We start from the raw sequence: 3,642 nt of genomic DNA on the forward strand, positions 1-3,642 counted from the left end.
GAGCGCAGATCCGATCTGGGTGGCGAGCCTTATGCGCTGGTCTTCGCCCCCAGCGAGCGTGCCGCTGGCGCGGTCCAGGGTCAGATAGTCCAGCCCCACGTCGATGAGGAAGCCCAGCCTCTCGCTGATCTCCTTTATCACTCCCTTTGCGATCTTCGCGCGTTTGGGGTCCAGCGAGAGTCCCTTGATGAAGGCGAGCGCCTGGTCGATGGATAGGGCGCAAAGCTCCGAGATGTTCTTGCCGCCGATCCGCACCGCGAGGCTCTCCGGCTTGAGCCTCGTGCCGCGGCAGGTGGGGCAGGGCCTCATGTTCATGAAGCGCTCTATATCCTCGCGCACCGAGTAGGAGGCGGTCTCCTGCCAACGCCTCTCGAAGCTCGGTATGATCCCCTCGAAGGCCTTCCTGTAGCGCTTGTTGCCCCGGCCGGTGTCGTAGGTGAAGGCGATCTCCTCGTCGCCTGAGCCGTGGAGGATGGTCTTTTTCAGCGCCTCCGGCAGGTCGGCGAAGGGCTTGTAGATGTCAGCGCCGTAGTGGCGCGCCAGCGCCTCGACGAGTTCGATGTAGTCGGTGGCGTTCTTCTTCTGCCACGGGAGGATCGCCCCCTCGCGCAGCGAGAGCTGGCGGTTGGGCACGATGAGGTCGGGGTCGAAGTAGTGGCGGACCCCAAGACCATCGCACGCAGGGCACGCCCCCTTGGGGCTGTTGAATGAGAAGAGCTGCGGCTGGATGTCCGGCAGCGAGATACCGCATGTCGGGCACGCGTGTTTTTCGGAGAGCAGGATCTCTTTGTCCCCCTGCAGCTCGACCTTGACGATCCCGTCCCCGTGTTTGAGCGCGGTCTCCAGCGAATCCGCGAGGCGCTGTTTTGCGGATGGTTTTATCACCGCGCGGTCGACCATGAGGTCGATGTCGTGCTTGCGTTTTTTGTCGAGCTTCGGGGTGTTTGCGAGCTCGTGGACCTCGCCGTCTATGCGCGCCCGCACGAATCCGTCCCTCGCGAGCTTCGCCATCTCCTTCGCGAACTCACCCTTGCGGCCGGATGCGATCGGCGCGAAGAGGGTGACGCGCGTCCCTTCGGGCAGCGCCATCAGCCGATCCACCATCTGCTGCACGGTCTGCCCCTCTATCGGCCTGCCGCACTTCACGCAATGGGGCGTGCCTGCGCGCGCGAAGAGGAGTCTGAGATAGTCGTAGACCTCGGTCGAGGTGCCGACCGTGGAGCGCGGGTTTTTGGATGCGTTGCGCTGCTCGATGGAGATGGCGGGGGAGAGCCCCTCGATGGAGTCCACGTCCGGCTTGTCCATCTGTCCCAGGAACTGGCGCGCGTACGCGGAGAGCGATTCGATGTATCTGCGCTGTCCCTCCGCGTAGATCGTGTCGAAGGCGAGCGAGGATTTTCCCGAGCCCGAAAGGCCGGTGACCACCACGAGCCGGTTGCGCGGGATGGTTACGTCGATGTTCTTGAGGTTGTGCATCCGCGCGCCGCGGACCACGATTCCCTGCTCTGACATAGCCCGCTAAGCTAGCCCGCCTGCGACAAAAATGCAATATTATTCAGGTAATTAGAGGTTACTATTCAGCCTTCACCTCTACCCACTCGATCTTGTCGCCACGGCGGATCTTCTCGACCACTTCCATGCCCGAGACCGTATGGCCGAAGACCGTGTAGCCGTCGTCGAGGAACGGCGTGGCCTCGAGCGTGATGTAGAACTGCGAGCCGCTCGATCGCCGCTCGGGGTTCACCTCGTCGCCGGTGCGCGCCCATGCGAGCGCGCCCTTGTCGTGCCTGCGCTTGATCTCGGCGGGGATCGTGTAGCCGGGGCCGCCTGCGCCCGTGCCATCCGGGTCGCCGCCCTGGACCACGAAGCCCGGCTCCACGCGGTGGAAGGTGAGACCCTCGTAGAAGCCGCCGTCCGCGAGCTGCTTGAAGTTGGTGACCGAGAGCGGAGCGTCTTTGGCGTAGAGCTCCGCCACGATCTCGCCCTTGCTCGTCCTGATTATCGCCGTGTACTTCTTCTCCGCGTCTATCTGCGGGATCTTGGGCTCGCTGAACGCCTTTTTCTCCGCCATCGCTTCCTCCTTTATCGTCTCAACAGGGCCCGCTGCCTTCTCCGGCATGGGCGCGTTTGTCCTGCATGCGCTGAGCGTCCAGGCGAAAATGAGCAGCGCGATTGTTATTGCGCCTCGCCTCATGAGATCTCCCTTCCGGGCTTGCGGGCGGAGATGACGACGAACGAGCCGAATTTCGAGAGTATGTCCGGGATCTGCCTCAGCTGATTCAGCGTGCGGCGGGCGATGGCGCGGCCAAAGCGGCGCTCGACATCCTGCTGACGCGATTCGTAGATGGCGAGCGAATGGTCCCATGTGGCCATGGTCTCCTTGATGATGTCCATCCTGCGCTCGACCTCGAAGCCGCTCTCCTTGCAGAGGGCGGGCCAGTCGGTCACCAGCTCGGCGCCGCGATGGTAGAGGATGCTCTGCAGGACGCGCTCATCCGTCCGCGACGGCGTCCCGGTGAAGACCAGGTCCGAGAACCCCATGCTGCCGCCGGGCTTCAGCACGCGGAAGCATTCGTCCATGAGTCTCTTCTTCTGGCCGCTCGAGACGCATATGTCGCCCGCCACCTCGATGCAGAGGAGCGAATCGAACGATGAGTCCTCGAAGGGGAGCTTCAGAGCGTTGGCCTCTTGCACTATGATGCGATCCGAGAGGTTGTGACGGGCCACGAGCTCCTGCCCCTGCCTCACCTGCTCGGCGCTGATGTTGACGCCGGTGATATGGCAGCCGTGGTTTCTTGCGATCCTGATCGCGGGTGCGCAGATGCCGCAGCCTACGTCGAGGACCTGGCTGTCCGCCGCGAGTTTGGCCATGCCGGCTACGAGGTCGGTGTGATTTTCGAGCGCCTTCGCGAAACTTTCGGACGGCTCTTTGAAATAGCCGAAGTGAAAGCTGTCGCCGTAGAACGTGCGCGCGTCGTCCGTGATCAGGTCGAAGTACGCGCCCACGCTCTTGTTGGTGCGGCGGCCGAGCGCGAACACGGGGAGGCTCATCCTCAGGGCAGCGAGCAGTTTGCCGGCGCAGCCACGCAGACCGCGCTCCCTGTAGGTCTCGCTGAGAAAACCTCCCTTTGCCGCCAGGACCCCTCGTTCTTCGCCCATACTTTCTCCTTGTTACAGCCCCAGCTCTTTTTTGCCGACGGCGATCATGTGCTCCACCTCGTCCATCGATGGGGCCTCCGCGTAGATGCGCACGAGAGGCTCTGTGCCCGACGCGCGGAAGAGGAGCCACGAGTCGTCCTCGAACAGGAAGTGGTGGCCGTCCATGGTCTCGTGCTTCACGCAGCGCCGGCCGTCCATGTCCTTGATGTCGAGAGCCTTCATCGCCTCGCGCGCCTTCTGTATCTCGGCGGCTGTGAGGTGCATGTCGAGTCTTCTGTACCTGCAGGGGCCGTAGTCCTTCTGCAGCTCCGCGACCAGACGGCTCAGCGGCTTTCCGGTGAAGGCCATCATCTCCAGCAGCATCAGGTCGGAGAAGACCCCGTCGCGCTCCGGTATGTGGCGCGGGAAGCCGAAGCCGCCGGACTCCTCGCCGCCCACGAGCACGCCCGGGGCCTTCATCGCGGGGCTTATGTACTTGAAGCC

The 3,642-nt window shown here is 63.5% G+C and carries 4 protein-coding genes; all 4 read right to left on the minus strand.

Annotation, left to right across the window (positions count from 1 at the left end):
* On the minus strand, positions 1-1,512 hold a 1,512-nt coding region (locus tag WC683_20230; protein ID MFA4974938.1), incomplete at its 3' end, for an excinuclease ABC subunit UvrA.
* Between the two features lie 61 nt (positions 1,513-1,573).
* Positions 1,574-2,194 carry a peptidylprolyl isomerase gene (locus WC683_20235; protein ID MFA4974939.1) on the minus strand — a complete coding sequence of 207 codons (621 nt, stop codon included), beginning with the start codon at positions 2,192-2,194 and terminating at the stop codon, positions 1,574-1,576.
* A complete protein-coding gene (locus tag WC683_20240) occupies positions 2,191-3,159 on the minus strand; it encodes a methyltransferase domain-containing protein (GenBank protein MFA4974940.1) in 969 nt (322 codons plus the stop codon). Before WC683_20240 ends, WC683_20235 begins: the two co-directional genes overlap by 4 nt.
* Positions 3,160-3,171: 12 nt before the next feature.
* A partial coding sequence (locus tag WC683_20245; protein MFA4974941.1) for a phosphoglucomutase/phosphomannomutase family protein occupies positions 3,172-3,642 on the minus strand: 471 nt, incomplete at its 5' end.

It is taken from the genome of bacterium, from assembly GCA_041648665.1.
Taxonomy (GTDB): domain Bacteria; phylum UBA10199; class UBA10199; order 2-02-FULL-44-16; family JAAZCA01; genus JAFGMW01.

Bases quoted from the DNA above. Each gene is read 5' to 3' on its own strand.
- WC683_20240 (MFA4974940.1), bottom strand. From the start codon at position 3,159: ATGGGCGAAGAACGAGGGGTCCTGGCGGCAAAGGGAGGTTTTCTCAGC.
- WC683_20235 (MFA4974939.1), bottom strand. From the start codon at position 2,194: ATGAGGCGAGGCGCAATAACAATCGCGCTGCTCATTTTCGCCTGGACG.